A 26,848-nucleotide genomic window follows, 5' to 3' on the forward strand; every position below is an offset into this window, starting at 1 on the left:
GTTCAGTTGTACAATTTTCTCGGACATGGTTTACAGACTCCTTTCAGAATGGTGTGTCGCAACTTCATTCTACCAGAGTTCTGCAAACCATGTCTCTTTTTATCCTCTTTTATATTTGCGCAACTTATTTTACCTTATCACGGTTCGAACAAGGCTTGGTTTGGATACATCTCATAGATTAAGTCAATAAATTTTTGCAGGCAGGGGTTGAGATTACCCTTGCGCCAAGCGGCAATTCCCGAAAAAAACAATTTATGATCCGAAAGCCGTAAAAACCGTACATGATCTGATGCGTAAAGCTTCATATGTTCGGACAGTACAGCGATCCCCATTCCACATTCCACCATAAGCGGAAGATTGGTCAGGGAATTGACGCCATGCACAATTTTAGGAATAAAACCATAGGCGGCGCAGGCCTTGACGATTACATTAATATCGGAGATCGTAAGGTGGCTATAAATACTGTTGCGTCCAATGGACAGGAATGTATCAGACTGAAACATGGAAAAGTCCACGAATTCCCGATCAGCCAGCGGATGATCCTGATTGACCACAATGCAGTATTCATCCCGGTACAGGGTTTTAAAGCTGCAGTTTTCCAGACTATTCAAGCCCAAATCGGCAAACATGGCAATATCCACACGATCAGAGTTCAAATATTCGATGACTTGGTGCTGTGTTCCGTCATACAGCTCAATTTCAATGTCCGGATAGCGCTCGCGGAACGCCGAAATTAATGTCGGCAGGATGGTCTGCATAGAGCAGCTCAAAAACGCGATGCGGACCAGCCCCTGCATTCCCTGCTCTGCGTGACGGGCATATGTAACACCGTTATTGAACTCTTGCATTATATTCTCGGCGTGGGTCAGGAAAGCGGCCCCCGCATCCGTGAGCCTTACATGCCTTCGGTCACGATAGAACAGCCTGCAACCGATTTCGTCTTCCAGCGCAGATATGGTCTTGCTGAATGCGGATTGCGTCATGTTCATAATTTCAGCTGCCTTGGTAAAGTTCAGTTCCTCCGCCAGGACGATAAAACAGTGGATGTTATAAAACTGCATATCGGTTCTCCTCCTGCGCGCATTGATAAAAATAATTATATAAAATTATTATAACAAATGGTCACACCACTTCGGAATAAGCGAAAGTCGTGATTCGACTTTCACTTATTTGTTTATAAATGCTAAAATGAGTCCCAAGCAACTGCAGTGCTTATGATCAATATTTCCAAGCGTGCAAACAAAGGAACTGGTCTATACGAAAACATGCAAGGAGGAGTTATGAACATTCTCGGCATCGTGGGAATCCTGTTGGGGATTGCGATCCTAATGTATTTTACATTTCAAAAACTGGATGTCGTATGGCTGTCCGTAATTGCTGCCATGGTGGTAGCGATCTGCAATCGCGCCCTCTCTCTGGAGACCTATACAGAAACCTTTATGTCTGGAGCCGCCGGATTTATCAAGACGTATACCCCCATTTTCCTGGTTGGGTGTATGTTTGCGGCACTTTACAGTGAATCCGGCGCATCCCAGGTCATCGCCAAAACCATCATCAGAACGTTCGCCAAGGGCGGCGTACACGGTACGCGCGGAATTTGGGTTGCGGTGTTGTCATCCTTTGCAATCACGACCGTTTTCTATCTGGGTGGAATTGACGCTATGGCCTCTATCATCGCACGGGTCCCGTTGGTAATCGGTTTTTTTAAAGAGGTCAATCTGCCCCGCCGCTATATCCCAGGCTGTATTTATATCGGAAGCATGATGTCGTCACTCCCGGGCAGTCCTCAGATTATCAACGTAATCCCCCTGGCGCTGGGGACAACGCCCACAGCAGCCCTCGTCCCCGGATTAATTGGCAGTGCCGTCGGCGGCATCCTCGCCATTCTGTTCACCGTTTGGGTTTTGAAGCGTGCAAAGGTACGGGGCGAGCAATTCTGCGGGATTGATACGGACCCCGTTGCCGATGAGACAAAACGGGTTCCCAATTTCTTTGTGGCCCTTATCCCATTAATTGCAATTTTTGTGGTGTTCAATGTATTTAAGCTAAATATCATTCTCGCTATGCTCATTGGATTGGTACTCGCTCTGATCCTGTTTGCCCCCGCACTCAAGGCCCAAAACAAGGAAAACCGTTATGGCCGTGCGGTCATTGCAGCATTCAACGGTGCCGTCCCTCAGACAGCACGGATCGCCCTGATTACCGGTTCTCTTGTGGGGTTCGGCGCCGTTGTAAGCGCCACGGACGCTTTTGGTGCAATCGTACAGGCATTAACCTCTGTCGATAGCGGGATGCTGTTGATTTTCGTAGTGGTTGCTGCCTCCATTGTGGTTGGGATCATGGGCAATCCGGTGGGCGGCGTCTCCGCGGCGGTCAACATGCTGGCCCCCTCTTTCCTGGCGGCGGGCGTTCCCGCACAGGCGTTTCATCGGCTCGTGACCATGGCAGGAACTACCTTTGACTCCCTGCCAACCAACGCAGGTGTCCTGACGGCGATTGCACTTCCCGGATGTACCGTCAAGGAATCCTATCCGTTAATGTTTTTGAACTCTGTTGTAGCAACCCTTGTCAGCGCCTTTGTGGCGGCCATTGTTATGACGCTGTTCCCTGGTCTGATCTAACGGAACAAGCGGCATCTATCAAAAAGAAGGAGTGTTTATCATGAATAACCGGAACAAATGGAACAAACCCAGTGGAAAAGGTCCGATGGGGCTGGATTGGTCTGGCGTTTATCCCGCTACCATCGTACCCTGGACAGACAATACCTGCCGTGAAATCGATGAAGACACATATCGCAGTATGATTCGACATATGATTGACTCCGGTATCGCAGGCCTTGATCCGAATGAGGTAGAGGGCCTTTCCTTAGAAGAAACCTGCCGTTTGATTGAAATTGCCAAGGAGGAATCCAAAGGGCGCATTCCGGTGACCGGAAAAATTGAACCCAGAAATCAGCAGTGGACTTGGGACATGGTCAAAGAAGCAGAAAAGGTCATTGAAGCGGGCGCGGATGTGCTGTATCTTCACCCTGTGCCGGATCAAAATAATATGGAGGATTTTATCAACCTCTATAAAACGTTCGATAAGGCCTTCGATCTTCCCATTATGGCACTAATGGTAGGTACCCCTCCCGCTGTACTGAAAGAGATTGCGCTTGCCTGTCCCAATATTTGCGCCTGGAAATATGAAAGCCGTCAAAACAACGGCTTAATAAAAGAACTGGTGGCCAATATGCGTGAGGTGGAGGCACAAACAGGCCGACACGTGTGCACCTTGCGCGCAGGTGACCATGATTTGGCCGAGAGCCTTGTCAACGGTGCGGAAGGTACGTTTAACGGCGGGGGCTGCTGGCGTGTGGAATATGATGTTGCTATCGTCAATGCAGTAAAGCGGGGCGATCTTAACGAGGCATTTGCCATTCAAAAGCGCCTTGAGCCTGCCACCGACGCTGTCCGCGGGGTATTTGGCACCACGATCAAGACTTACGGACGCTTCCCCTACCGCTATAAGATTACTGCCTGGCTGCTCGGAATTTTCCCCAACTATTACGCCAGGTTGCCCCGCACAGCTTTTTCAGACGAGGAGGTCCTAATGCTACGGGATGCTCTCATAAAAGCAGGTTTTGAAGTAGTACGGGCACCCGAAGAATGCAAAAATCTAGGTATCTCATTATATTAGAATATAAAGAAAAGCCAAACAGGAATGGGCCCCGCCAACTGGCGGGGCCCGTTTCGGTCCGGCTGATCAGAAATACTTTTTCACGCCCTCGGTGGCCAGAGAGGCGTCTGCGCTGATGGTGACGGTGAACTTGATGTTGTTCTTTTCGGAGAAGCTGTTCAGCCAATCCAGGAACTCCTCTACCGCATGGTCGGATGCGTCGGAGGAGACGATCTTGGTCAGGCTGTCGATAAAGACATGGGTGATGTCGTAGTTGCCGGCGTACAGGCCGCTGATGAAGCCCTTCAGGAAATCGAAGTTGCTCATATCATAATGGCTGGCTTCCACCAGGCGGATCTTGTAATGGATATCATAAGTCAGCTTGGGCCCGCGTTCGATGCAGACCACATTGCCGTTTTCGCTGTGGACAGCGGAATTAATGAGCTCGATCATCTGCTTGGTCTTGCCGGTGCCCTTGATGCCCATGATCACTCTCACCATAGTTATCACTCCTTCATAGTCCGCCGGAGCTCCTCTCCGGCCTTGTGGCTCCATGTTACCATTTTTACCGGGGGATTGCAACCGCTTTGCAGAAGTTCACTAAAAATTCATGAACCAAATCGAACCATTCGGCCCCGCCGTGTACCCGGCTTGTCCGGCAGGGCGTACCGCCTTTCTTTGCAGGGGGGCCACCGAATCCGGGTTCCTTGGGGACCCCGGCGCTTTGATCCGGCGGGCGGAGTGAATCCGCCCGCCGGCAAGGGTTTGCCCCCAGGGCGCCCCCTTGGTGTGGAGGCCTACAGGCGGGCCTCCAGCTCGGCGCGGCGCGCTTCGTATCCCGGCTTGCCCAGCAGGGCGTACATATTGTTCTTGTAGGCCTCCACGCCTGGCTGGTCGAAGGGGTTGACGCCCAGCAGGTAGCCGGACAGGCCGCATGCATACTCGAAGAAATAGATCAGCGCGCCCACGCTGCGGGCGTCCCGGCCGGGCACGGTCAGCGCCAGGTTGGGCACGCCGCCGTCCACGTGGGCCAGGGTCACGCCCCGCATGGCCTGCCGGCTGACAAACTCCAGGTCCTTGCCGGAGAGGAAATTGAGCCCGTCCACATTCTCCGGGTCGTGGGGAATGGCGATACGCCCGCGGCTGCGTGCAAAACGCACCACCGTCTCAAACAGGAGCCGCTCGCCCTGCTGGATGTATTGTCCCATGGAGTGCAGATCGGCGGTAAATTCCACGCTGGCCGGGAAGAGGCCCTTGTGCTCCTTGCCCTCGCTCTCGCCGTAGAGCTGCTTCCACCACTCGGCAAAAAAGCGGAACGAGGGCTCATACCCCGCCAGCACCTCCACCCGCTTGCCCGCCTGGTACAGGGCGTGGCGGGCCGCGGCGTACTGCCAGGCGGGGTTGTCCGCGCCTGGGACGGCGAGGGCCTCCATCGCGCTGCAGGCGCCGTCCATCAGCGCGGCAAGGTCAATGCCCGCGCAGGCGATGGGCAGCAGTCCCACGGCGGTGAGGACGGAATAGCGGCCGCCCACCGCGTCGGGCACCACGAATTCCTCGTAGCCCTCCGTGTCCGCCAGGCCCTTGAGGGCCCCCCTGCGGGCGTCGGTGGTGGCATAGATACGGCGCCGCGCCTCTTCCTTGCCGTATTTTTGCTCCAGAAGGGCTTTTAAAATACGAAACGCTACGGCGGGTTCCGTGGTCGTGCCCGATTTGGAGATGACGTTGAGCGAAAAATCCCGGTCCTTGACCAGGTCGATGATCTCCAGCAGGCCGTCGGTGGACAGCCCGTTGCCGGCAAAGTAGAGGTCGGGGCCGCCGGTGGAGCGGATGAGGTTGTAATTGGGGGAGTGGAGCAGCTCCACCACAGCGCGTGCGCCCAGATAGGAGCCGCCGATACCGATGACCACCAGCGCCTGGGAATCGGCGCGGATCTTGGCCGCGGCAGCCTGGATGCGGTCAAATTCCGTCCTGTCATAATCCCGGGGCAGGTGGACCCAGCCGGTAAAAGACCCGCCGGGACCGTTGCCCTGTTCCAGCATGGTCCGCGCCTTCGCCAGGGCGTCCAGGCGGCTGTCCAGCCAGTCCTGGGGCAGGAAGGGGCTTGCGTTGGAGGTATTGATCTGGATCGTCATAGGGATCACTCCTTCAAGAAAGGATCGCCTGTCTGGCGTACGCCCTTATCATACACCGCCGCAGGCGTATTTTCCAGAGGAAAAAGGGATTCTTGCTCCTCCGGCGGCACGGGCGAGACCTCCACGGTATTGTCGTTGAGGGTGGTAGCCCTTCCCAGGTCGGACAGGCGGGCGTGGGTCAGGGCGTTGACGGTATTCTCCCCGGGGTAGACGCCCTCCGCCACCACCGCACCCGGGACTACGGGCCGGTCCAGCGCCACGATGCAGGCCATCCGGCCCAGTTCGTTGCGGCAGACCGCCCGGTCGCCGTGGGCCAGTCCCCGCCGGGCGGCGTCGGCGGCGTTCATCCGCAGCCGCGCGGGACCTTGCCGCTCCCGCAGGGTGCGGCACTCATGAAAGGACGAGTTGAGGGTGTGCACCGCCGGAGCGCACACCAGGCGCAGAGGCTCCGGCCCGCCGTGAGGCGGATACCAGGTGATGGGGGCCGGGTCGGCCAGGTGGATCTTCCGGTCCTTTGTCTCCACCGGCAGGGGAAAGGGGGCGGCGCAGATCACCGGCTCCCCCGCCAGCACCTTCGCCTTCTCCTCCGGGGTAAGCGCCCCGCTCCCCTCCACCAGCGCCCGGCACAGCGCGCCTGCGGAGCGGGAAAACAGTTCTTCCTCCAGCCCCATGGCCCGGGCCAGCCGGCAGAAGACCTCCCAGTTGCTCTTGACCTGCCCCGGCGGAGCGGCGACGGGCTTGACGTACTGGATGCCCCGGTACCCGTAGGGGGTGTAGAGGTCCTCGGTCTCCACCATATAGGGGGCTGGCAGGATCAGATCGGCGTAGCGGGCGGTATCGGTGAGACACCGCTCGTGGACCACGGTGAACAGATCCTCCCGGGCCAGCCCCCGCAGCACGGCGTTCTGGTCGGAGGTGACGGCCGCCGGGTTTGCATGGTAGACGTACAGGCTCATCACCGGCTTGTCCAGTCCCTCTCCCGCCAAAGCGGGGCCCAGCAGGTTGATATTGATGCTCCGCAGCGTCCCGGGAGCCAGGTCGGGCCGCTTGACCAGGGTCTTATCCACCAGGCTGGGAGCGGAGCACACTCCGTAGGTGCCGCCGCCCCGTTTGGACCAGGCCCCCACTGCCGCAGGCAGGGCGGCGATGGCCCGGGTGGCCTCCCCGCCGTTGCCCGCGCGGGAGAAGCCGCTGCCCAGCACAATGGCGGGCGCCTCCGCCCGGCCATAGGCCCGCGCCAGCGCCCGCACCGTCTCCGGGGCAAGGCCGGTGAGGGGCTGCGTCTTCTCCGGCGTCCAGCGCTCCAGTGTGGCGCGCAACTCTGGCCAGCCGGTGGTATGCCCGGCCAGGTAGGCCTCGTCGGTCCGTCCCTCCTGCGCCAGCACCTGGAGCAGCGAGAGCGCCAGCGCGCCGTCGCTGCCCGGGCGCAGCAGCAGCCGCTCGTCCGCCAGGGCGGCGGAGGGGGTCTCGTACACATCCAGCAGAACGACCCGCGCGCCCTTGGCCTTGGCCTGACGCACATAGGGGATCAGATGCATCCGGGTGGCAGGCAGGTTGGCGCTCCACAGCAGGATCAGGTCGCTGTGGACCAGATCCCATGGGGCCAGATCGCAGGAATCCCCCATAACGGCGCTCCACCCTGCGGACTTTCCGGAGCTGCACAGCGTGCGCTCCAGCCGGGAGGCCCCCAGGGCATGGAAGAATCCCTCCCCGCCGCTGCGCTGCACCGCCCCCATGGTCCCGGCGTAGGAGTAGGGCAGGATCGCTTCGGCCCCGTAGCGCCCGATGATCTCCCGCCAGCGTTCGGTGATCTCCGCCACGGCCTCGTCCCAGCAGACCGGAGCGAAGCGGCCCTCCCCCTTGGCCCCGGTACGGCGCAGGGGCGTGAGGATGCGCTCCGGGCTGTGGATGGCCTGGGGCAGGCGCGCCATTTTGGCGCAGATCCGGGCGTTGGTATAGGGATTTGCCGGGTCGCCGGAGAGGGCTTGGACGCGCCCGTCCTCCACCTCCGCCAGCAGGGAACAGCCGTCGGGGCAGTCATAGGGACACGCGGTTCGAAATGTGGGCATAGCCGAAGCTCCTTTCAAAACGGGGCCGGGGCCTTCGTCCCGGGCCTGCCTGCCGCCGGCGTCAAACATGCCAAAGGGCCGCCGAACCGGCGGCCCTTTGGGCGTTCCTGTTTCAGTCCCTGCCTGCGGGCCGGGCCGCGGCCATTCCCATCCGGTTTTACAGACTCGGGCCAGGTCGATCGCCCTTGCGCAAAGCGCGGGCCCGCCTGCGGCGGGGGCCCCGGCGGCGGTCAGTTCTTCAAGCTCTGCATCGGCGCCGGGATACGGCCGCCGCGGGCCACGAAGGCGTCGCTGCCAAAGGGGTGCACCGGCATGACCGGGGCGGAGCCCAGCAGCCCGCCGAACTCCACGGTATCTCCCACCACCTTGCCGGGGGCGGGAATGATGCGCACGGCGGTGGTCTTGGAGTTGACCATGCCAATGGCGGCCTCGTCCGCGATGATGGCGGAGATGGTGGCGGCGGAGGTATCGCCGGGGACCGCGATCATGTCCAATCCCACGGAGCAGACGCAGGTCATGGCCTCCAGCTTGTCCAAATGCAGCGCGCCGGAAGCTGCGGCGGCGATCATGCCCTCATCCTCGCTGACGGGGATAAACGCGCCGGACAGGCCGCCCACATGGGAAGACGCCATGACGCCGCCCTTTTTCACCGCGTCGTTGAGCAGCGCCAGCGCGGCGGTGGTGCCGTGGGTGCCGCACACGGCAAGGCCCATCTCCTCCAGAATGCGGGCCACGGAATCCCCGATGGCCGGCGTGGGCGCCAGCGACAGATCCACGATGCCGAAGGGCACGCCCAGACGGCGGCTGGCCTCCTGGGCCACCAGCTGCCCCATACGGGTCACCCGGAAGGCGGTCTTCTTGATGGTCTCGGCCACCACGTCAAAGGACGCGCCCTTCACGGACTGGAGCGCGTGGTACACCACGCCGGGACCGGACACGCCCACGTTGATGACGCACTCCGGCTCGCCCACGCCGTGGAACGCGCCCGCCATGAAGGGGTTGTCCTCCACCGCGTTGCAGAACACCACCAGCTTGGCGCAGCCGAAACCGCCCCGATCGGCGGTGCGTTCGGCCGCCTGCTTGATGGTGCGGCCCATGGCGGCCACCGCGTCCATGTTGATGCCCGCACGGGTGGAGCCTACGTTCACGGAGGAACAGACGTAATCGGTGATGGCCAGCGCTTCGGGGATGGAGGCCACCAGCTTCCGGTCGGCGGGCGTGGCCCCCTTCTGTACCAGAGCGGAAAAGCCGCCGATAAAATTGACGCCGGTCGCCTTGGCCGCATCGTCCATGGCAACGGCAAAGGGCACATAGCTCTCACACTGGGAGGCGCCGGCGACCAGCGCCATGGGTGTGACCGAAATGCGCTTGTTGACGATGGGGATGCCGAACTCCCGCTCGATGGCCTCGCCGGTCGCCACCAGCCGGTCCGCCTGCCGGGTGATCTTCTCGTAGATCTTCCTGCAGGCGGACTTGGGGTCGGGATCGGCGCAGTCCAGCAGGGAAATGCCCATCGTAATGGTACGGATATCCAGATGCTGCTGGTCGATCATATGGATGGTCTCTAAAATCTCATTTGTATTGATCAAAATAAGTCCTCCCGGCAGATTCCGCTTCCTGATGCCGCGCGTGCTTCCGATCAGGCGGCTGCGCGCTTCTTTTTGTCACGCTGCGCCTGGCTCGCTGCCGGGGAGATAAGTGCATGCTCCGCGCGAAATCCGCTCCGGCCCGGGCTTCGCCCGGCCTATTTTCGCGTCTGCGCATTCCCTTATCTCCCCTGCTCGCGGCCTGCGCGCTTCTTTTCAGATCCGGTGCATGGCGTTGAAGATGTCCTCGCGCTGGGCGCGGATGTCCAGGTCCCGCTTCTCCCCCTCGGCAGCCAGCAGGGCGGCCAGCTCGGCAAAGGGCAAGGCGCTCTCGGATGCGTCCACCAGCATCACCATGGTGAAATAGTCTTGCAGGATGGTCTGGCTGATATCCAGAATATTCACGTTGCGTTCGGCCAGCAGGGAACACACCAGGGACATGATGCCCACCCGGTCCTTGCCCAGTACCGTTACGATCGCTCTCATGGTCGGTTCTCTCCTTTCGTTGCTATCGCTCTTTATTGCAGCTCGTCAAGGGTCAGACTGAATCCCGGCAGGAAGTGCTCCAGGAAGTAGTTCACTTCCGGCAGGGGGGAGTCCTCCAGCGCCTGCCGGGTCTGCTCCGCGGCAAGCTTGAACTCCAGGTTGCCCGCCTTGAGTTCCTCCAGGCACTTGAGGTAGGCGGAGAGCTTGTCCGCCGCCTTCACCACGGCCTGTACCTGCGTGCCGCACGCCTCCAGCAGCAGCGGCTCGTAGGCGCCCCGCAGCTCCTCCGGCAGCAGGGAGAGCAGCTTTCGTGCGGAAAATTCCTCCACCGCCTTATAGGCGTCCCGGATCTCCGGGTTATAATACTTCACCGGAGTCGGCAGGTCGCCGGTGAGGATCTCGGGCGCGTCGTGGAACAGGGCGGCGGCCGCCGCCAGGCCGGGATCGATCTCCCCGCCGAACACCTCCCGGCGGATGACCGCCAGGGCATGCGCCAGCACCGCCACCATGTGGGAGTGCTCCTGGATATTCTCCTGAAACGTGTTGCGCATCAGCCCCCAGCGATTGATATACCGCATGCGGGAGAGATAGGCAAAAAAATGGTAGTGTTCCGTCATAAAACGCCCCCCGGAAATCAAATGATACGGCCACAGGCGCGGCCCTTTTGCGCAAGGCGCCGCCGGGCGGGGGGCGAGATGCGCCCAGGCCCCGGCGAAACAGCCGTTTCCCCGTTATTCTACCATAGAAGCGCCGGGCTTGTAAACCGTAAGCGGAACGAAACGGAAGGGGAGCCCCGCGCCGCTCCCGCCGCCAGGGCGCTCCTTACTGCCCCGCATCCACCCGGAACGCAGCCACGTCGGCCTGGAAGGCGCCGCGCTGTGCGTCGGTACCGTGGACTTCCACCTGTACCGGCTGGGACAGGTCCAGCGAAAACAGGCCCATGATGGACTTGGCGTTGATGACATACCGGCCGGAGAGCACATCCACCTCGCAGGGGCAGCGGCTGGCGGCGTCTACAAAGTGTTTTACATCGTCAATGGAGGACAGGGCAACAAAAAAACCGGACATGGTCGATCCCTCCTGAAATCATTCTGTACAAGGAGCCGGCGCTCCTTTATAATGGATACGCCCCCATTATAGCCGTCCGCGGGGGCAAATTACAACGGAAAAGCCGCCGGAAACGCGAAAATCTGTGATTTTCACAATCCAGGCCCCGGCGGGGAGGAAAAAACATGCGAGTTGCTATCTATACCCTGGGCTGCAAGGTCAACCAGTACGAGACCCAGGCGCTGGAGACCGAACTGGAGCGCCGGGGCCACACGCTGGTCCCCTTCACGGGGGAGGCCGACGCCTATATCATCAACACCTGCACCGTTACGGCGGTGAGCGATCAAAAATCCCGCCAGACCATCCGCCAGGCCCGCAAGCGCGCGCCCCGCGCGGTGGTGGCGGTGTGCGGCTGCTACGCTCAGACCGCGCCGGAGGCCGTCCGTGCGCTGGAGGTGGACCTGGTCATGGGCACCGGCGAGCGCATGGCCTTTCTGGACGCGCTGGAGGACCTGGCCCGGGCGCGGCTGGCACAGCCGCTGGTCCGGGTGGACGACGCCCTGCGCCGGCGGACCTATGAGCGCCTGAGCGCCGGTGGACTGGAGGGACGGACCCGGGCCATGCTCAAGGTGGAGGATGGCTGCGTCAATTTCTGCACCTACTGCATCATCCCCTACGCCCGCGGGCCCATCCGTTCCCTGCCGCTGGCGGACGCGGTCTGTGAAGCGAAACGCCTTGCCGGTGAGGGTTACCGGGAGCTGGTGCTCACCGGGATCGAGATTTCCTCCTGGGGCGCGGACTTCCGGGACGGCAGCGCGCTCATCGATCTGGTGGAGGCCCTCTGCGCCGCCGCCCCGGAATGCCGGGTGCGGCTGGGCAGCCTGGAGCCCCGTACCGTCACCGAGGAATTCTGCCGCAGGGCGGCCGCCCTGCCCAACCTGTGCCCCCACTTCCACCTTTCCCTCCAATCCGGATGCGACGCCACCCTGCGGCGGATGGGCCGGAAATACGATTGCGCGCGGTATTATGAAAGCGTAAAATTACTGCGGGACTTCTTTGACCGGCCCGGTATCACCACCGACCTGATCGTGGGGTTTCCCGGCGAGACGGAGGAGGAGTTTGCGCAGACCCTGGCCTTTCTCTCCAGGTGCGCCTTTTCCGCCATGCATATTTTCCCCTATTCCCGGCGCTCGGGCACCCCGGCGGCCTCCATGCCGGGGCAGTGCCCCAATGCCGTCAAGCAGGCGCGGGCCCGCCAAGCGGCCCAGCTGGCCGGGGAGATGCGCCGCGCCTGGCTGGAGCGCTGGGTCGGGCGGACCCTGTCCGTGCTCTTCGAGGAAGAAAAGGACGGCCTGTGGCGCGGACACGCCTCCAACTACACCGAGGTCTTTGCCCCCGGCAACGAATTACACAATGTAATATGCGATGTGGAGATTACAGGCGTTCGGGAGGACGGACTTCTGGGACGCCTGCGGTAAGCCCTTCGCCCCCCGGCGCGCAACGGGAGGCTCCCGAAAACGGTGAAGCCGCTTTTTTGAGAGGGCTGCGGTCCGCCGCGCGCACGCGCTTACGGACCGCAGCCCTCTTTTTTCGATGCGCAGAAGACGAATGGCGCGGAACGCCGGGAGGCCTTTGCACAAGCAGGATCGGCCCGCTGCAATGCAGCGGGCCGATCGTTCGGGAGTCGATTTACTTGACCGGCTCACCGGCGGCTTTTTTGGCCTTGATCTCTTTCAGCGCGTCCTTGTAGGAGAGGTTCACGCGGCCCTTTTCGTCGATCTCGGTGACCTTGACCCAGATCATATCGCCGATGTTGACCACGTCCTCCACCTTTTCCACCCGGTGATCGGCCAGCTTGGAGATGTGGACCATACCGTCCTTGCCGGGGGCCAGCTCCACAAACGCGCCGAACTGGAGGATGCGCACCACCTTGCCGTAGTACAGCTGCCCCACCTCGGGCACGAAGACGATGGTCTCGATGGTCTTCTTGGCGGCGTCGCAGGAGGCCTTGTCCACGCCGGCGATATAGATCGTGCCGTCGTCCTCGATGTCGATCTTGGCGCCGGTGTCGGCGCAGATCTTCTGGATGACCTTGCCGCCGGAGCCGATGACCTCGCGGATCTTGTCCACGTCGATCTTCATCTTGACCATCTTGGGCGCGGTCTCAGCCACATCGTCCCGGGGCTTTGCGATGCAGGGGAGCATGATCTCGTCCAGAATGGCATAGCGGGCGTCCTTGGTGATGTCCAGGGCCTCCTTGATGATCGCGTGGGACAGGCCGTCGTTTTTGATGTCCATCTGAATGGCGGTGATGCCGGCCTTGGTGCCGGCCACCTTGAAGTCCATCTCGCCGTGGAAATCCTCCACGCCCTGGATGTCGATAAAGGTCGTAAAGCTGCCGTCATCGTCCTGAATGAGGCCGCAGGAGATGCCCGCCACCGGGGCGGAGATGGGCACGCCGGCATCCATCAGCGCCAGAGTGGAGCCGCAGATGGAGCCCTGGGAGGTGGAGCCGTTGGAGCTGAGGACCTCGGAGACCACGCGGATGGCGTAGGGGAAGTCCTCCTGGCTGGGGATGACCGGCTCCAGCGCGCGCTCCGCCAAGGCGCCGTGGCCCTTTTCGCGGCGGTTGACGCTGCGGGCGGCGCGGGCCTCGCCCACGGAGTAGGAGGGGAAGTTATAGTGATGCAGATAGCGCTTCTCTTCCTCTTCCCAGATGGTATCCAGCTTCTGGGCGGCAGAGAGGGTGTTCAGCGTACACACGGAGAGAACCTGGGTCTGCCCGCGGGTGAACAGGCCGGAGCCGTGGACGCGGGGTAGCACGCCCACCTGGGCGGAGAGGGGGCGGATCTCGTTCTTCGCGCGGCCATCCACACGGTGGCCCTCCAGCAGCCAGGCCTTGACGATCTTCTTCTGGAATTTGTAGGTGATCTCCTCGAGATACTTGTCCATCTCGGGATACTCCTCCAGGAAGAGCGCGTGCCAGTGGTCGATCAGCTTGTTCCAGCGCTCCTCGCGCACGTTCTTGTCGTCGGTGTCCATGGCGGCGCGGGCCTCGTCCATCGTGGCCTCCACGATCTTGTCGAACAGCTCCTGATCAAAGTCGGCATGGTCGTAGGTCATCTTCTCCTTGCCGATCTGGGCCACGAGGTCATTGATAAAGCCCACCTGCTGCTTAATGTCCTCATGGGCCTTGACGATGGCGTCGTACATGATCTCGTCGGGCAGCTCCTTGGCGCCGGCTTCGATCATAATGACCTTCTGTTCGGTGGCGGCCACAGTCAGGTCCAGCTGGGACTTGTGCTTCTGCTCCTGGGTGGGGTTCATGACGATCTGGCCGTCCACATAGCCCACCTCCAGGCAGCCGATGGGGCCGGCCCAAGGGATGTTGGAGTAGGCCAGGCAGGCGGACACGCCGATCATGGCGGTCACCTCGGGGGAGCAGTCCCGGTCCAGGCTCATGACGGTGGCGGTGACCACCACGTCGTTGCGGAAGTCATAGGGGAACAGGGGCCGGATGGACCGGTCGATGACGCGGCTGGCCAGAACGGCGGGCAGAGAGGGCTGCCCCTCACGGCGCAGGAAGGAGCCGGGGATACGGCCCACGGCGTACAGCTTCTCCTCAAAATCCACGCTCAGCGGGAAGAAGTCGATGCCGTCCCGGGGACGGGCGGAGCAGGTCACGGCCACCAGCACGGTGGTCTCGCCATAGGTGACCATGGCGGAAGCACTGGCCAGCTCGGCCACCTTGCCCACGTCGATGGTCAGGGGGCGGCCCGCCACCTCGGTCTTGAAGATCTTGTGATTGGTGAATTCCTTGTGTTTGATGATGGTTGACATGTGCGTCCTCCTTATCGAATCGTATGTCCGCACATCAGAGCCGCCCGGCTCTTTTTAGCACTTGAAGGCATGTCCAACCCCTTTGGGCACAGCTTCAACTGCTAAAAAAGCGTGTGGGCTCTGGTGCGCGTCCTTTGTAAACGGTACACGGGAAGAAGGGGCGGCGCGTTCGCGCCGCCCCTATTTCATTTCTTACTTACGGATGCCCAGCTTTGCGATGATGGCGCGGTAACGCTCCACGTCCTTCTTGGCCAGATAATCCAGCATCTTGCGGCGCTTGCCGACCATTTTCAGCAGGCCCCGGCGGCTGTGGTTGTCGTGCTTATGGATCTTCAGATGCTCCGTCAGCTCCTGGATGCGGGCGGTCAGAATGGCGATCTGGACCTCCGGAGAGCCGGTGTCGGTCGGATGGGTGCGGTTGGCCTCGATGACGGCCGTCTTTTCGTCCTTACGGATCATTGCGTGTTTCCACCTTTCATAAAATAAGATCTGCCCGCGGACTGCGTGACCGGCCGGTGAACGCCAGGAGACGAGGTCCGGGGTAACGCCTGCTTGTTTACAGGCTGTAGTAGTTTATCATATTCTTCCCAGCTTGTAAAGCACCAATTCCCCGGAATTCCATTTCCCCCGGCGGCAGCCGCCGCCTTCCAGATCTTTGCATGCTTTTTTCAAAAAATCTTCAGAACCCTATTGACAATCACACGATTATATTGTACAATCAAATCACCAAAAGGAAGAAGGGGTGAACGCGATGCAAAAGACGCTGCCGGGAACCACCATCGCGGTGGAACGGATCCGACCGGAGGAAGCCGAGACGCAGCTCGCCTCCCTCTTTTTGGCCGGGGGGCTGGTGCTCTCCCAGGTATCCAGCCTGACGGGACTGGAGCCTTACGTGATCCAGAACTGGGTCCGCCGGGGCTTTGTCGCCCCGCCGGAGCGCAAGCGGTATACCCGCCGCCAGTTTTCCCGCATCGTCATCATCAACATGCTGAAGGATTCCATGCAGCTGGAGAAGATCTGCGCCCTGCTGTCCTACGTCAACGGCGATCTGGACGACGAGTCGGACGATCTGATCGATGACAGCCAGCTTTACCGATATATCGTGCGCCTGGCGGCCCTGACGGAGGAGCATCCTCCCACGGGGCCGGACGAGGCCGCCCGCTGGTGCCAGACGGCGGTATCCGATTTCAGCGAACCCGTTCCGGGCGCCCGGGACCGGGTGGTGCGCTGCCTCCACGTGATCCTGACGGCCTACCTGGCCGCCCGGCTCAAGCGGGAGGCCGAGGCGCTTCTGGCTGAACTGGCTTAGCGCGGACAGGTACAGCGGCCTGCCGCGGGAAGGACCGGCCGCTGTGAACATAGATCGAACCCCAGAACACGAAAGGAGGAAGCTTTATGGCAGCCTGGTGGCAATCCCTGACGCCGCTGGAGCATATCCTGCTCTACCTTGCCGTACCCGCCACCCTGATCCTCATCATCCAGACGGTGCTGCTCTTTGTAGGCGGGGTGTTCGACAGCGACGGCGCCGCCGGAGACGGCGGGCTGGACGCAGACACGGACGCCGACGCGGACATGGACGCCGCGTTTGACGCGGACCCGGACGGCTGCGGAGATCCCGACGCGCACCTGTCCCCGGACGCCGACCTGGACGAAGACGGAGCGGGGCACGGCCTTCAAGGCCTGCACATCCTCACCGTGCGGGGCGTGGTGGCCTTCCTGGCGCTCTTCGGCTGGGGCGGGCTCTGGTTGAACCAGATCGGATTGCCCCCCCTGCTGGCCCTGTTCCTGGCGGTGCCCATCGGCATCGCGGGCATGGTGGGCATCGCCCTGATCCTGCGGGAAGCCATGCGTTTGCAGTATGACGGCACCCTGGACGTGCGCCTGGCCGTGGGGCTGCCCGGCACGGTCTACCTGACCATCCCCGCCTGCCGCGCTGCGCCCGGCAAGGTGAACATCACCGTGCAGGAGCAGCTGCGGGAACTGGAAGCCTTCACCGACAGCGACACCCCCATCCCCACCGGCAGTCCGGTCCGCGTCACGGGTCTGCTGGAGGGAGGCGCTCTTTTGGTCGAGCGCAGCGAAACGGAAGCATCCACGCAAGACAACCATTATTAAGGAGGTCAAACATGCCTGACGGAATCTTTGGAATCATCCTCACCTGCGTCATCGTCGTCATCGTCTTTTCCCTGCTGCTCTTTCTGCTCAAACGCTACAAGAAATGCCCCTCCGACAAGGTCATGGTCATCTACGGCAAGGTGGGCAGCAACAAGGACGGCTCCACCAAGTCCGCCAAATGCATCCACGGCGGCGCGGCCTTTATCTGGCCGGTGATCCAGGCCTATGAGTTTCTGGACCTGACGCCCCTGTCCATCTCCGTGGACCTGGAAAACGCGCTTTCCCGCCAGAACATCCGCATCAACGTCCCCAGCCGCTTCACCGTGGGCATCTCCACGGAGCCCGGAGTCATGCAGAACGCCGCCGAGCGTCTGCTGGGCCTGCGCCTGCAGGAGATCCAGGAGCTGGCCAAGGACATCATCTTCGGCCAGCTGCGCCTGGTCATCGCCACCATGGACATCGAGGAGATCAACACCGACCGGGATAAGTTCCTGGAGGCCGTCTCCCGCAACGTGGAGGGCGAGCTGAAGAAGATCGGCCTGCGCCTGATCAACGTCAACGTCACCGACATCTCCGACGAGTCCGGCTACATTGACGCCCTGGGCAAGGAGGCCGCCGCCAAGGCCATCAACGACGCCAAGAAGAACGTGGCCGAGAAGGACCGCGACGGTTCCATCGGCGAGGCCCAGGCCCGCCGCGACCAGCGCATCCAGGTCGCCCAGGCCGACGCCACCGCCATCCAGGGCGAGAACACCTCCAAGGTGGAGGTAGCCATGTCCAACGCCCAGCGCCGGGAGAAGGAGGCCGAGGCCACCCGCATCGCCACCGCCGCCGAGAAGATCGCCGCCGCCCAGGCGCTGGAAGAGGCCTACGCCGCCGAGCAGAAGGCCGAGGCCGCCCGTGCCGCCCGCGAGAAGGCCACCCAAGAGGCCGACATCATCGTCAAGACCGAGATTGACAAGCGCCGCAAGGAGCTGGAGGCCGAGGCCGAAGCCGAGCAGATCCGCCGGCGTGCAAAGGGCGAGGCGGACGCCATCCTGGCCAAAATGCAGGCCGAGGCCGAAGGCGCCCAGGCCGTCCTGGTCAAGCAGGCCGAGGGCCTGCGGGAGGTCGTCTCCGCCGCCGGAGGCGACGCGGAGAACGCCGTGCGCCTGATGCTGGCCGACAAGATGGAGGAGCTCATGCGCATCCAGGTGGACGCGGTGAAGAACGTGAAGATCGACAAGGTCACCGTCTGGGATTCCGGCGAGGGCAGGGACGGCAAAACCGCCACAGCGGGTTTTGTCTCAGGGCTGATGAAGTCCATCCCGCCGATGAACGAGATGTTCCAGATGGCGGGCATGGAGCTGCCCTCCTTCCTGGGGAAGGAGAAGGCGCCCCAGCCTCCCGCCGCCCCGGAAGCGCCCGCGCCGGATCCCGGAGACGCCCCGGTGCCCACAGAATAACCCGCCCGTCCGAAAACGCCCCGCGCGCCGCAAAAGCGGCGCGCGGGGCGTTTTTTCCGGATCATTTTACACGGATCACATAGTCCGCCTTGCGTTCGGCGGCGCTCTGGAGTTCGCCGGAGCGGTAGCCCAGGATGCAGTGGCCGATGCCCTCATAGTCGCCCTCGATCCCCCACTGCTTCAGCAGAGCCTTGCCCTCTTCGGAGTCGAATTCCTCCCGGGCCCGGTTGATCCAGCAGGCGTCCAGGCCCGCGGCATGGGCGGCATTGAGCAGGTTGCACATGACGCAGGCGCCGTCATACACATGGGTGGGGAGGCTCTTGTCGGCCAGCACCACCAACACGGTGGGGGCGCCGTAGAAGGGGTCGGCGTCCGGGTTGCCCATGATGGCCGCGTTCATTCTGCGCAGCCGGCCGATGGTCTCCCGGTCCTGCACCGCCACGATCACAGGGGACTGTGCGCCCCGTCCGGTGGGTGCGTAGGTACCGGCCTCCAGCACGGCTTCCAGTTCGGCGTCGGCGATCTGTTCGTTCTTGTAGCTGCGGCAGCTGCGGCGCTCTCTGAGGAGCTTCAGCGCTTCCAGATTCATCATAAAAAATGACCTTCCTTTCCTGTTTGATCGTTCGCCTACAGTATACCGGTTTTGGGGCAAAAGGTAAACAGGAAAGCTGCAAATTTTTCCTTGGGGCATTACCGCATCATCCAACGCGTGCGGATCGGCCCGAAAATTTGTGCCGCAAAAAGGCGCAAAACCGCAGGAACACTTTGTATACTGCAAGGTCTTGCAACGCATTTGCGGGGCGAATCGGCCGCCAAGACGCGCGCGGGGAATTGTGCGGTGATGCCTTAGGGCCGCAGGCCGGAGCCGCCCTGCATGGTAATCGTCTCGCCGGAGATATACTTTGCGTCCTCCGAGCACAGGAACACGGCGGTTCGGCCGATATCCTTCTCCGGGTCGCCGAAGCGGCCGGCGGGGATCCCCTTGATGGTCTGCTCATAGACCGCGGGGTACTCCTCTTTCCACTTTTTCAGCGCGTCGGTCATGACCAGGGGGCAGATGCAGTTGCAGTTGATGCCGTCGGGGCCCCACTCGGTGGCGGCGACCCGGGTCATGCCGCGGATCCCCTCCTTGGCGGCGGCATAGGAGCTCTGGCCGGGCTTCCCGAACAGGCCCGCGCCGGAGGCGAAATTGACCACGGAACCCCGGGCCTGCTTGAGATAGGGGTAAGCGTGCTTCATATAGAAAAACGCCGCGTACAGCCCGGAGTAGACGGCCTTGTCAAAGTCCTCCTTGGTGTGCTCGGCCAGAGGAACGCCGGAGGCGGAGTTCTGGGCGTTGTTGATCAAAAAGTCGATGCGGCCGAAGGTATCCGCCGCCTGCTTGACCACGCCCGCCACCTGCTCCTCCACGCCGCCGTCGGCCTGGCAGGCCAGGACCTTGACGCCGTAGAGCCGCTCCAGCTCCTCCCTGGCGTCGTCCAGCTTCCTGGTGTTGCGTCCGGTAATGACAAGATCGCACCCCTCCTTGGCAAACGCGGTGGACAGACCGTACCCGATCCCGCCGCCCTTACCGCCGCCGGTGATCACGGCAACCTTGCCGTCAAATTTCCCCATGATGCATATCCTCCTTTGGATCCGCGCCGTCCGCCGGTCATTCCATTTAAACCGGACGGTTCAACATATGATGGTGAACATGATAGCACGCGTCGGAATCGTGCGCAAGTAGATACTTTCAGGAAAGTGTGAACTGACCGGTGTAGAGCTGATAGTAGCGGCCGCGGTGCTCCAAAAGCTGCGCGTGGTCGCCCTTTTCTTCGATTGCGCCGCGCTCGATGACCACGATGCAGTTGGCGTTGCGCACCGTGGACAGGCGGTGGGCGATGACAAAGACGGTGCGGTGCTCCATCAGAGCGTCCATCCCCCGTTCGATGTGCCGCTCGGTGCGGGTGTCGATGGAGGAGGTGGCCTCGTCCAGGATCATCACCGGCGGGTCGGCCACAGCGGCCCGGGCGATGGCCAGCAGCTGCCGCTGGCCCTGGGACAGGTTCCCGCCGTCGCCGGAGACGGGGGTGTCGTAGCCCTGGGGCAGGCGGCGGATAAAGGAATGGGCGTTGGCGCTCTTCGCCGCGGCGACACACTCCTCGTCGGTGGCATCCAGCCGTCCGTAGCGGATGTTGTCCAGGATGGTGCCGGTGAAGAGGTGGGTATCCTGGAGCACCGCCCCCAGGGAGCGGCGCAGGTCCTCCTTCCGAATGGCCCTCACGTCGATGCCGTCATAGGTGATCAGGCCGGAGTCGATCTCGTAAAAACGGTTGATCAGGTTGGTGATGGTGGTCTTGCCCGCGCCGGTGGAACCCACGAAGGCGATCTTCTGGCCCGGATTGGCGTAGACGTTCACCTGTTTCAGGATCGGCTTGCCGGGCACATAGGAAAAGTCCACATCGGTAAAGCGCACGGCCCCCCGCAGCTCGGTGAGCCAGCAGTCCTCGGTGTCCACGCTGCGCACCGCGCCCCGGATCTGGTGGAGAGACGGCGCGCCGTCGGGGCCGGGATACCGCCAGGCCCAGCGGCAGCCCGGCGCGGGCGCGTCCAGTTCCGTCAGCGTCCCGCCGGGGCCCTCGGCGGCCGGGACCAGCGCCAGGCCTGCGTTCTTGGGGGTCTTCCAGGCCCACATGCCCCCACGGCCCGCGTCGGTGCGCTCGGCCAGGCGGCCCGCCGGGTCCAAAACGGCAGGCACCAGGGTGATCCTGCCCTCGTCCGCCTCGGGCGCGGTATCCATGACCTCGAACATCCGCTCGGCGCCCGCCAGGGCGGAGAGCACGTTGGTCAGCTGCATGGAGATCTGGTTCAGCGGCTGGCCGATCTGCTTGGAGTAGTTCAGGTAGATCACCAGGCCGCCCAGATCGAAGCCCGTCAGAATGGACATCAGCCCGCCGAGGGCCGCCGTCAGGGCGTAGCTGATGTTCATCAGGTTGTTGGAGACGGGCATGATGGCATTAGAATAAAAGTTGGCGCGGGTGGCCGCGTCCCGGTAGGCGGTGTTGCGGCGCTGGAATTCCTCCTTGGCCGCCCGCTCGTGGGTGAACGCCTTGACCACGCGCAGTCCCTCGATCATCTCCTGGATATTGCCGTTCATGTCGCCCAGGGTGGCCTGCTGCTGCCGGTAATAGTTCCGGCTCTTGCCCCCCAGCCTGGAGAAGAGGAACAGGGTAAGCGCCAGAACAACCACCGTGATGAGGAACAAAAGGGGATTGGTCGCCAGCATGATGACCACCAGTCCCACGAACATCAGGGCGCTGGAGATCAGGGAGACCAGGCTCTGTTCCAGGGCGGTCTGCACGTTGTCCGCGTCGTTGGTAAAGCGGCTCATCAGCTCCCCGTGGGGGTGCCGGTCAAAGTAGGAGAGCGGCAGCGCCTGCAGCTTGTCGAACAGATCCCGGCGCAGCTTGTTCACGCCGCGCTGGGCCAGCCGCACCATGGCCGCCGACTGGGCGTAGGAGGCCGCGGCCCCCACCGCGTAGATGCCAAGCAGCTGGAGCAGGGAGAGGGCCAGCCCCGCGAAGTCCCGGCCGCCGGAGTAGATGAAGTTGTTGATGATGGGCCGCAGCAGATAGGAGCCGCCCAAATTGCTGCCCACCGAGACGAGCAGGCAGAGGAACACCCCCGCCAGGGCCAGCTTGTGACGGGTCAGATAGGTGAGCAGGCGGCGGATGGTCTTCTTCATATCCTTGGGCTTCTGATATCCGCCCCGGGGGCCGCCGCCGGGCCCATGCATGGGCCGCTGCTGTGTTTGACGCTGTGTCATGCTTCCCCCACCCCCTCCTGCTGAGACTGGTAGATCTCCTGATAGATCTCATTGCCCGCCAGCAGCTGCGCATGGGTGCCTATGCCGGCGATGTGGTCGTCCTCCAGGATGATGATCTGGTCCGCATACTGCACGGAGCTGATGCGCTGGGCAATGATGAGAACGGTGGTATCCTTCAGGTTCTGATGGAAGGATTCCCGTATTTTGGCCTCGGTAGTCGAGTCCACGGCAGAAGTGGAGTCGTCCAGAATCAGCACTGCCGGGCGGCGCAGCATGGCCCGCGCGATGCACAGGCGCTGTTTCTGTCCGCCGGAGACGTTGGTGCCCCCCTGCTCCAGCCAGGTGTCGAACCCGTCGGGCAGGCCCATGATGAAGTCATAGGCCTGGGCGTCCCGGGCGGCCTGGATCAGCTCGTCCTCCGTGGCGTCCGGCTTGCCCCAGAGCAGATTGTCCCGAACCGTACCCGAAAAAAGCACGTTGCTCTGCAGCACCATGCCGATGCGCGCGCGCAGCTCCTCCAGCGGATAATCCCGCACATCCACTCCGTCCAGCAGCACCGCGCCGCCGGTCACGTCGTAGAAACGGGGGATCAGGTTGACCAGGGAGGATTTGCCCACGCCGGTACCGCCCACGATCGCCACAAACTGGCCGGGTTCCACCGTAAAGCTCACATCCCGGAGCACGTCGTCCCCGGTGCCGGTGGCGACATATTTGAAGCAGACGTCCCGGAACTCCACCCTGCCCCGGGGCGCGGGGAGCTCCCGGCTCAGTTCACAGTCCCGGATGTCCGGCGTGGCCCAAAGCACCTCACAGATGCGGCGGGCGCAGGCCTGGGCCCGGGAAAGCTGGAGCAGCGCCATGGCCACCATCATCACGCTCATGAGGATCTGCGCGATGTAGCTGATAAACGAGGAAAGCTGTCCCACCAGCAGCGTGTCGTTCATGACCATCCGTCCGCCGATCCACAGCACCAGTACGGTAGCCACGTTGAGGGAGATCATCATGATGGGCAGCATGGCGATGATCCGCATGCCCACGTTCAGGGAGGCGGCGGTCAGCTCATCGTTGGAGCGCATGAACTTGGTCTTTTCATACCCCTCCCGGACAAAGGCCTTCACCACCCGGATGGCCACCAGATTTTCCTGCACGGTGTTGTTCAGGTTGTCGATTTTCTTCTGCATCACCTCAAACAGGCGGCTGCAGATCTTCATCAGCAGCACGATGGCCGCCGCCATGACCGGGATGACGGCCAGCAGCACCAGGGAGAGCCTGGGGCTGATGGACGCGGTGACGATGAGGGCGGCAACGAGGGTCACCGGCGCCCGGGTGAGCATCCGCAGGCCGATGGCCAGCATCATGGTGATGGCGTTGACGTCGTTGGTCATGCGGGTAATGAGCGAGGCGGAAGAAAACCGGTCGATGTCCGCAAAGGAAAATTCCTGTACCTGGTCGAACAGCCCCTGGCGGAGGTTTGCGCCGAAGCCCTGGCTGCACACGGCGGAAAACCGGGCCGAGAGCACCCCGAAGGCCATGGCGGCCAGGGAGAGCGCCAGCATGGCCGCGCCCATGCGCAGGATATAGGGCACCTGCGCGCCGGCGATGCCCACATCCACGATCTTGGCCATGACCAGGGGCAGCGCCAGTTCGCAGAGCACCTCCAGCACCACCATCAGCGGAGCCAGCAGGGCGTACTTTTTGTACTCCCGCAGGTAAGAAGCTAAGGTCTTGAGCAATTGCATCCCAACCTTTCAAAAGGGTCCCCCGCGGGGCTGTCCCCGGGGGTCAGATTGTCCAGCATCCGCAGATGCAGGGCGGTGAGGGTCTCCCGCTCCTGAGCGGTAAAACCGGCGAGCATCTGCGCGTCCGCCGCCGCCAGGGCGTCCCGGCAGGTTTCCACCGCCGCCGCCCCCCGGGGCGTGATGACCACGCGCTTGCGGCGCTGGTCGCCCGGGTCCTCCCGTCGCGCCACATAGCCCGCGCGCTCCAGGGACTGCAGAGACATGGCGATGGCCGCGGGAGAGATGCGCAGGGCGTCGGCCAGCTCCCGCTGATAGGCCCCTCCCCCTTCCGCGCCCCGGCGCTTGAGCAGCATCAGGATCATGGGCGATCCGACGCCTTCCAGGCCCATGGCGCTCAGCTTTGTCTGTACCGCATTGCGATGGAGCCGGTGGATGGCGTGCACCAGAATGCCCGGCAGATCGGGCCGTGGGTTCATCCCAAGCACTTCCTTTCGTTAACCGCTTAATCGTTAAGAGCTTATCTAGTTTAGACGCTTCCCGCCCCAAAATCAAGGGCCATTTTGCAAATTGCTTAGAACAAATGTTTGCAGTTTTGTGAAAACTATGTTATAGTAAGCGTGGATCACGCGAAAAAAGGAGGGTCTGCCATGAAAAAGCTATCCCCCAAGCAGCAGCAGATCTACGACTATATCATTGACTTCGCCGCCCGGCACGGTTATCCCCCCTCCGTGCGGGAAATCGGGGAGCACGTGGGGCTCAAATCCCCCTCCACCGTTCACTTTCATCTGAAGGGGCTGGAGGCGGCGGGCCTGATCACCAAGGCCGAGGGAAAGACCCGCTCCATTACGGTCTGCGGCGCGCAGCACGTCCCGCAGGACCGGCTTCCGGAGCCGGAGGAGCGGGCGGACCAGGTGCCCGTGGTGGGCAGTGTGGCCGCCGGAGCGCCCATTCTGGCGCAGGAGTGCATCGAGGATTATCTGACGTTCGATACCGGCGGCCTCACCGGAGAGCACTTCGCCCTTCAGGTGCGGGGGGAATCCATGAAGTACGCGGGCATCCTGCCGGGCGACCTGGTGGTGGTCCACCAGCAGCAGGAGGCCCGCAGCGGCGAGATCGTGGTGGCCCTCTTGGAAGACGAAGCCACGGTGAAGACCCTGCGCCGCAAGGACGGGCACACCTGGCTCATGCCGGAGAACCCGGATTATGAGCCCATCGACGGCGACGGCTGTGAGATCCTGGGCAAGGTCGTGGCTGTGGTGCGGCGGTACTGAGCCGTCCGCCGCTTCCCGCCGTGCCCGCTCCCAACCGCCTTGCGACCATAAGGAGGATTGCGCCATGCGCCCACGCATCGACCATCTGGACATCACCGTGAAGGACCTGGACCGGGAGGAGGTCTTTTACGACGCCCTGCTGCCCCTTCTTGGCTTCGAGCTGACCATGAAGGCCAAGGGGGACGAGCCCGCCTATGAGTACCGGGCCGTCGATTACAGCGGAGCGGAATTTTCCCTGTCCCTGATCTGCCCGCGGCCCGACTTTGCGGAGGAGACCGTCTGCCGCCGCCGTCCCGGCGCGGTGCACCACCTGGCCTTTGGCGCGGACAGCCGGGAGGAGGTGGACCGGGTCTACGCCCAGGTAAAGGACCTTCCCGGCGTGACCATCGTCTCCCCACCCAAGCTCTGGGCAGAGTATACCCCGGATTACTACGCTTTTTTCTTTAAGGACCCGGACGGCATCAAGCTGGAGGTGGTCCACTTCGACCGCCGGGGCTGGTTCGGCGGCAGTGTATGACCGATTGAGAGGAGACGCGTATGGGAAAGAACGATCGGTTTCAGGTGGTATATACGCAGGGCGTGACGGAGACCGTCCGCATCCTGCTGGATACCCAGACGGGGGCGCTCTATCTGCAGACGATCAGCGGCTACGCCGGCGGGCTCACGCCTTTGCTGGACGGCGCGGGCAAGCCCATGCGATGGGGGACGGAGGCGGACGCATGCATCTGATCTCCTGGAACGTCAACGGCCTGCGCGCCTGCCTGGGCAAGGGCTTTCTGGACTTTTTCCGCGCCGCGGACGCCGACGTTTTCTGTCTTCAGGAGACGAAGCTCCAGCCCCACCAAATCGAACTGGAGCTGCCCGGCTATCATCAGTACTGGAACAGCGCCGAAAAGAAGGGCTATTCCGGCACCGCCCTGTTTACCCGGACGGCGCCGCAGAGCGTCTCCTATGGGATCGGCGCCGCGCAGCACGATACCGAAGGGCGGGTCATTACGGCGGAATTTTCTGATTTTTACCTAGTGAACTGCTACACCCCCAACGCCCAGCGGGGCTTGGCCCGGCTGGATTACCGCATGGCCTGGGAGGACGCCTTTTTCGTCTATCTGAAAGCCCTGGAGGCCCAAAAACCGGTGGTGCTGTGCGGGGACCTGAACGTGGCGCATCAGGAGATCGACCTGAAGAATCCAAAGTCCAACCGCGGCAACGCGGGCTTCAGCGACGAGGAGCGCGCCAAGATGTCCCGCCTGCTGGCGGGCGGCTTTACCGACACCTTCCGGCAGCTCTACCCGGAGCGCACCGGAGCCTACACCTGGTGGAGCTATCTGTATCACGCCCGGGAGAACAACGCAGGGTGGCGCATCGACTATTTCATCGTCTCCAACGCCCTGGTCCCCCAGGTCGGGGACAGCGTGATCCACGCGGACGTGTACGGCAGCGACCACTGCCCGGTGGAGCTGATTCTGAACGGATAAAATACCGCCCCCCTCCGGCCTGAGCCGGAGGGGGGCGGTCATTTCCTTGCAGAGTTGGCGCTTGTGCCCAAGCCTGCAGAGCAGGCGCGGAAATGCCCTTGGGGTACAGGCGCGCACTCAGTCCAATCCGTTTTCTCCGACGACATGTTCGTCGGAGAAAGCACTTCTCGGCCTGCTGCGC

Annotated in this window: 25 protein-coding genes; 10 read left to right on the forward strand and 15 right to left on the reverse strand. The window is 62.3% G+C overall.

The window, feature by feature from the left end; all coding sequences use genetic code 11:
* Nucleotides 1–137: 137 nt before the first annotated feature.
* Entirely contained in the window at nt 138–1,061 is a 924-nt protein-coding gene (locus MR825_RS04395) for a LysR family transcriptional regulator (protein ID WP_186908796.1), read from the reverse strand.
* A gap of 219 nt (nt 1,062–1,280) precedes the next feature.
* Here MR825_RS04395 and MR825_RS04400 point away from each other — a divergent pair, with 219 nt between their 5' ends.
* Together MR825_RS04400 and MR825_RS04405 are read left to right on the forward strand one after the other, a co-directional pair.
* A complete protein-coding gene (locus MR825_RS04400; RefSeq protein WP_287879108.1) occupies nt 1,281–2,621 on the forward strand; it encodes a GntP family permease in 1,341 nt (446 codons plus the stop codon).
* Between the two features lie 40 nt (nt 2,622–2,661).
* Nucleotides 2,662–3,678, forward strand: a complete 1,017-nt coding sequence (locus MR825_RS04405) for a dihydrodipicolinate synthase family protein (RefSeq protein ID WP_186908794.1) — start codon at nt 2,662–2,664, stop codon at nt 3,676–3,678.
* A 66-nt stretch (nt 3,679–3,744) separates the two neighbouring features.
* On the opposite strand, the gene MR825_RS04410 is transcribed toward MR825_RS04405, so the two are convergent.
* From MR825_RS04410 to MR825_RS04440, 7 genes are all read right to left on the reverse strand, one after another.
* The gene (locus MR825_RS04410; protein WP_186908793.1) at nt 3,745–4,158 is read right to left on the reverse strand and encodes a hypothetical protein; all 414 of its coding nucleotides are present in this window, start codon (nt 4,156–4,158) and stop codon (nt 3,745–3,747) included.
* Between the two features lie 296 nt (nt 4,159–4,454).
* Nucleotides 4,455–5,795, reverse strand: a complete 1,341-nt coding sequence (locus tag MR825_RS04415) for a glucose-6-phosphate isomerase (protein ID WP_369807635.1) — start codon at nt 5,793–5,795, stop codon at nt 4,455–4,457.
* Nucleotides 5,795–7,858 carry a molybdopterin-containing oxidoreductase family protein gene (locus MR825_RS04420; protein ID WP_186908791.1) on the reverse strand — a complete coding sequence of 688 codons (2,064 nt, stop codon included), beginning with the start codon at nt 7,856–7,858 and terminating at the stop codon, nt 5,795–5,797. The genes MR825_RS04415 and MR825_RS04420 overlap by 1 nt, the downstream gene beginning before the upstream one ends.
* Nucleotides 7,859–8,088: 230 nt before the next feature.
* Nucleotides 8,089–9,447 carry a PFL family protein gene (locus MR825_RS04425; protein WP_287879112.1) on the reverse strand — a complete coding sequence of 453 codons (1,359 nt, stop codon included), beginning with the start codon at nt 9,445–9,447 and terminating at the stop codon, nt 8,089–8,091.
* Between the two features lie 213 nt (nt 9,448–9,660).
* Nucleotides 9,661–9,930: an ACT domain-containing protein gene (locus tag MR825_RS04430; RefSeq protein ID WP_186908789.1), complete on the reverse strand. Its 270-nt coding sequence runs from the start codon at nt 9,928–9,930 to the stop codon at nt 9,661–9,663.
* A gap of 32 nt (nt 9,931–9,962) precedes the next feature.
* Nucleotides 9,963–10,547: a 5'-deoxynucleotidase gene (gene yfbR / locus MR825_RS04435; protein WP_287879114.1), complete on the reverse strand. Its 585-nt coding sequence runs from the start codon at nt 10,545–10,547 to the stop codon at nt 9,963–9,965.
* Nucleotides 10,548–10,752: 205 nt separating this feature from the next.
* Nucleotides 10,753–10,998 (reverse strand): HPr family phosphocarrier protein, encoded by a 246-nt coding sequence (locus MR825_RS04440; protein WP_186908787.1) that lies wholly within the window; start codon nt 10,996–10,998, stop codon nt 10,753–10,755.
* Between the two features lie 164 nt (nt 10,999–11,162).
* On the opposite strand from MR825_RS04440, the gene mtaB reads away from it, so the two are divergent.
* The gene (gene mtaB / locus MR825_RS04445; protein ID WP_287879115.1) at nt 11,163–12,455 is read left to right on the forward strand and encodes a tRNA (N(6)-L-threonylcarbamoyladenosine(37)-C(2))-methylthiotransferase MtaB; all 1,293 of its coding nucleotides are present in this window, start codon (nt 11,163–11,165) and stop codon (nt 12,453–12,455) included.
* A 211-nt stretch (nt 12,456–12,666) separates the two neighbouring features.
* On the opposite strand, the gene MR825_RS04450 is transcribed toward mtaB, so the two are convergent.
* Nucleotides 12,667–14,817, reverse strand: a complete 2,151-nt coding sequence (locus tag MR825_RS04450) for a polyribonucleotide nucleotidyltransferase (RefSeq protein WP_287879118.1) — start codon at nt 14,815–14,817, stop codon at nt 12,667–12,669.
* A gap of 192 nt (nt 14,818–15,009) precedes the next feature.
* The gene (rpsO, locus tag MR825_RS04455) at nt 15,010–15,276 is read right to left on the reverse strand and encodes a 30S ribosomal protein S15 (RefSeq protein ID WP_186908784.1); all 267 of its coding nucleotides are present in this window, start codon (nt 15,274–15,276) and stop codon (nt 15,010–15,012) included.
* Nucleotides 15,277–15,568: 292 nt separating this feature from the next.
* On the opposite strand from rpsO, the gene MR825_RS04460 reads away from it, so the two are divergent.
* The 3 genes from MR825_RS04460 (at nt 15,569) to MR825_RS04470 (ending at nt 18,377) form a co-directional block, all read left to right on the forward strand.
* Nucleotides 15,569–16,126, forward strand: a complete 558-nt coding sequence (locus MR825_RS04460; RefSeq protein WP_186908799.1) for a DUF1836 domain-containing protein — start codon at nt 15,569–15,571, stop codon at nt 16,124–16,126.
* Nucleotides 16,127–16,212: 86 nt separating this feature from the next.
* Nucleotides 16,213–16,932 (forward strand): hypothetical protein, encoded by a 720-nt coding sequence (locus MR825_RS04465; protein WP_287879121.1) that lies wholly within the window; start codon nt 16,213–16,215, stop codon nt 16,930–16,932.
* A gap of 11 nt (nt 16,933–16,943) precedes the next feature.
* Entirely contained in the window at nt 16,944–18,377 is a 1,434-nt protein-coding gene (locus MR825_RS04470; protein ID WP_287879123.1) for a flotillin family protein, read from the forward strand.
* A 61-nt stretch (nt 18,378–18,438) separates the two neighbouring features.
* On the opposite strand, the gene MR825_RS04475 is transcribed toward MR825_RS04470, so the two are convergent.
* The 5 genes from MR825_RS04475 to MR825_RS04495 form a co-directional block, all read right to left on the reverse strand.
* The gene (locus MR825_RS04475; protein WP_287879134.1) at nt 18,439–18,966 is read right to left on the reverse strand and encodes a nitroreductase family protein; all 528 of its coding nucleotides are present in this window, start codon (nt 18,964–18,966) and stop codon (nt 18,439–18,441) included.
* A 257-nt stretch (nt 18,967–19,223) separates the two neighbouring features.
* On the reverse strand, nt 19,224–19,991 hold the full coding sequence (locus MR825_RS04480; RefSeq protein ID WP_186908781.1) for an SDR family NAD(P)-dependent oxidoreductase: 768 nt from the start codon (nt 19,989–19,991) through the stop codon (nt 19,224–19,226).
* Nucleotides 19,992–20,109: 118 nt separating this feature from the next.
* On the reverse strand, nt 20,110–22,182 hold the full coding sequence (locus MR825_RS04485) for an ABC transporter ATP-binding protein (protein WP_287879126.1): 2,073 nt from the start codon (nt 22,180–22,182) through the stop codon (nt 20,110–20,112).
* Nucleotides 22,179–23,915 carry an ABC transporter ATP-binding protein gene (locus MR825_RS04490; RefSeq protein WP_256174427.1) on the reverse strand — a complete coding sequence of 579 codons (1,737 nt, stop codon included), beginning with the start codon at nt 23,913–23,915 and terminating at the stop codon, nt 22,179–22,181. Before MR825_RS04490 ends, MR825_RS04485 begins: the two co-directional genes overlap by 4 nt.
* A complete protein-coding gene (locus tag MR825_RS04495) occupies nt 23,900–24,397 on the reverse strand; it encodes a MarR family winged helix-turn-helix transcriptional regulator (RefSeq protein ID WP_287879129.1) in 498 nt (165 codons plus the stop codon). Before MR825_RS04495 ends, MR825_RS04490 begins: the two co-directional genes overlap by 16 nt.
* Nucleotides 24,398–24,568: 171 nt before the next feature.
* On the opposite strand from MR825_RS04495, the gene lexA reads away from it, so the two are divergent.
* From lexA to MR825_RS04515, 4 genes are all read left to right on the forward strand, one after another.
* On the forward strand, nt 24,569–25,192 hold the full coding sequence (gene lexA, locus MR825_RS04500; protein WP_186908778.1) for a transcriptional repressor LexA: 624 nt from the start codon (nt 24,569–24,571) through the stop codon (nt 25,190–25,192).
* 64 nt (nt 25,193–25,256) lie between these two features.
* The gene (locus MR825_RS04505) at nt 25,257–25,709 is read left to right on the forward strand and encodes a VOC family protein (protein WP_186908777.1); all 453 of its coding nucleotides are present in this window, start codon (nt 25,257–25,259) and stop codon (nt 25,707–25,709) included.
* 20 nt (nt 25,710–25,729) lie between these two features.
* On the forward strand, nt 25,730–25,921 hold the full coding sequence (locus tag MR825_RS04510; RefSeq protein ID WP_186908776.1) for a DUF6440 family protein: 192 nt from the start codon (nt 25,730–25,732) through the stop codon (nt 25,919–25,921).
* A complete protein-coding gene (locus MR825_RS04515; RefSeq protein ID WP_186908775.1) occupies nt 25,912–26,667 on the forward strand; it encodes an exodeoxyribonuclease III in 756 nt (251 codons plus the stop codon). Before MR825_RS04510 ends, MR825_RS04515 begins: the two co-directional genes overlap by 10 nt.
* The last annotated feature ends 181 nt before the right edge of the window (nt 26,668–26,848 follow it).

The sequence above is a fragment of the Lawsonibacter sp. genome, assembly GCF_022777125.1.
GTDB lineage: Bacteria > Bacillota > Clostridia > Oscillospirales > Oscillospiraceae > Lawsonibacter_A > Lawsonibacter_A hominis.